The organism is Lactobacillus sp. M0390 (assembly GCF_016102085.1).
Taxonomy (GTDB): Bacteria; Bacillota; Bacilli; order Lactobacillales; family Lactobacillaceae; genus Lactobacillus; species Lactobacillus apis.
Window position 1 is genome coordinate 1 of sequence record NZ_JACFPH010000012.1, and the last position, 2585, is coordinate 2585.

The window sequence follows — 2585 nt, forward strand, 5'->3', positions numbered from 1 at the left end:
CTATTTCCTTGTTAGCGTCTGCCTTTTGCTCTGTTAAGTCCTTACCTGGTACATATGCGGCATTGATCTTATCTTTACCATCTTGTTCTGCCTTAGCAATCTCATCTGGCGTGGTTGCTGCATTAATCGCATCTTTAGCTTCGGAAGCTGCCTTGTCGACATCTTGTTTCTGCTTGTTCTTTTCATCAGCTGTCAGATTCTTGTCGGCATCGATCTTGTCCTTAACATCGTTGGCAGTCTTATCTATTTCCTTGTTAGCGTCTGCCTTTTGCTCTGTTAAGTCCTTACCTGGTACATATGCGGCATTGATCTTATCTTTACCATCTTGTTCTGCCTTGGCAATTTCATCTGGCGTGGTTGCGGCATCGATTGCGGCATTGGCTTCTGCAACTGCTTGATCAACATTATTCTTTTGTTCTTCTTTTGTAGCAGTTGTTAATAAGCTGTCGGCATCAATTCTATCCTTAACCCGTTTTGCTTCATTGGCAATTTCTTGCTTAGCATTATTCTTTTGACTACTTAAGTCCTTACCTGGTTGGTAAGCACCATTGATCTTATCTTTACCATCTGCTTCTGCCTTAGCAATTTCATCTGGTGTGGTTGCTGCATTAATCGCATCTTTAGCTTCTGAAGCTGCCTTGTCGACATCCTGTTTCTGCTTGTTCTTTTCATCAGTGGTCAGGTTCTTGTCGGCATCAATCTTGTCCTTAACGTCGCTAGCAGTCTTATCAATTTCCTTGTTAGCGTCTGCCTTTTGATCTGTTAAGTCCTTACCTGGTACATATGCGGCATTAATTTTGTTTTTACCTTCAGTAGTTGCTTGAACAATACCATCTGGTGTTATTGCAGTGTCGATTGCAGTGTTAGCTTCTGTTACTGCCTGATCAACATCTTGCTTCTGTTTGTTCTTTTCAGCAGTGGTCAAGTTTTGATCGGCATCGATCTTATCCTTAACCGATTTTGCTTCATCGGCAATTTCTTGCTTAGCATTATTCTTTTGGGTACTTAAGTCTTTGCCTGCTACATATGCAGCATTAATCTTGGCTTTACCATCTTCTACTGCCTTGGCAATCTCATCTGGTGTGGTTGCGGCATCAATTGCGGCATTGGCTTCCGCTACAGCGTTATCGACGTCTTGCTTCTGCTTGTTCTTTTCATCAGTTGATAAGTTATCATCAGCATTGATTCGGTTCTTAACATCTGTTGCAGTATTGGCAATTTCTCCCTTAGCACTGTTCTTTTGGTCTGTTAAGTCCTTGCCCGGCACATATGCTGCATTAATCTTGGCTATACCATCTGCTTCTGCCTTGGCAATTTCATCTGGCGTGGTTGCGGCATCGATTGCGGCATTGGCTTCTGTTACTGCCTGATCAACGTTCTTCTTTTGCTCTTCTTTTGTAGCAGTAGTCAAGTTTTGATCGGCATCAATGCTGCCCTTAACAATACTTGCTTGACTAGCAATGTTGCCTTTAGCAATTGCCTTTTGCTCTGTTAAGTCCTTACCTGGTACATATGCGGCATTAATCTTGACCTTACCATCTGCTACTGCCTTGGCAATTTCTTCTGGTGTGGTTGCAGCATCGATTGCGGCATTAGCTTCTGCTACAGCGTTATCAACGTCTTGCTTCTGCTTTGCCTTGTCTGCTGTTGTTAATAAGCTGTCGGCATCGATTCTGCCCTTAACTTTAGTTGCTTCATCGGCAATTTCTTGCTTAGCATTCTCTCTGCCCTCTGGAAGCTCTCCCTTTTCATATGCTGTACTGATAAGTGTCTTACCCATGTTAAGTGCTTGAGCTACACCATCACCACTAGTTGCACTATCAATATTACTCTTGACAGTTTCACCCAAACTCTTTGCACGATCCTTCTGCTTTTCCTTTTTAGCTGCGCTTAAGTATGGGTCAGCGTCAATTTGACCTTGGACTCTTGCCACTTCAGCATCAATGTCGCGCTTAGCAGTAGCTTTTGCATTATCAAGATTTCCTGGCTGATATGCCGCTGCTATTGCTGCTTTACCATCTTCAAGGGCCTTGTCCACTTCTTCAAAACTTGTAGCACTATCGATGTTGTTCTTAGCTGCCGTTCCTGCTGCTACTGCTGCTGCAGTTTGGGTAGTCTTGGAACCTGAATCTAAGTCACTATCGCTTGAAATCAAGTTCTTGCAATCAGTTACTGCATTATCAATTTCTTCTTTAGCGGTCTGCTTTGCATCATCCACTGTACCTTCAACATATGCATTGGCAACATCTGTTTCACCAGCTGCTAAAGCTTGAGCTACTTCATCACCAGTTGTTGCAGCCTTAATCTTGCTCTTAGCTGCTGCACCTCTGTTTTCAGCGTCTGCTATTTGCGCTGCTTTCTTGGCAGCTGGTAGACGCTTATCTGCATTTATCTTAGCTTTTGTAGCTGCTACTGCATCATCAATGTGGCCATTAGCTTTCAGCTTGGCATCAGAAATATCACCTGATTTATATGCATTTTCAACATCAGCTTTACCAGTTGCTAAAGCTTGGGCTACTTCCTCACCAGTTGTTGCGGCAGTAATCTTGTCCTTAGCAGCAGCACCTGCTGCTTCAGCGTTTGCT

At 43.4% G+C, this 2585-nt stretch carries 1 protein-coding gene; it reads right to left on the bottom strand.

Annotated features, from left to right (window positions below):
* A partial coding sequence (locus tag H3R25_RS08790) for a DUF1542 domain-containing protein (protein ID WP_198195161.1) occupies nt 1-2585 on the bottom strand: 2585 nt, incomplete at both ends.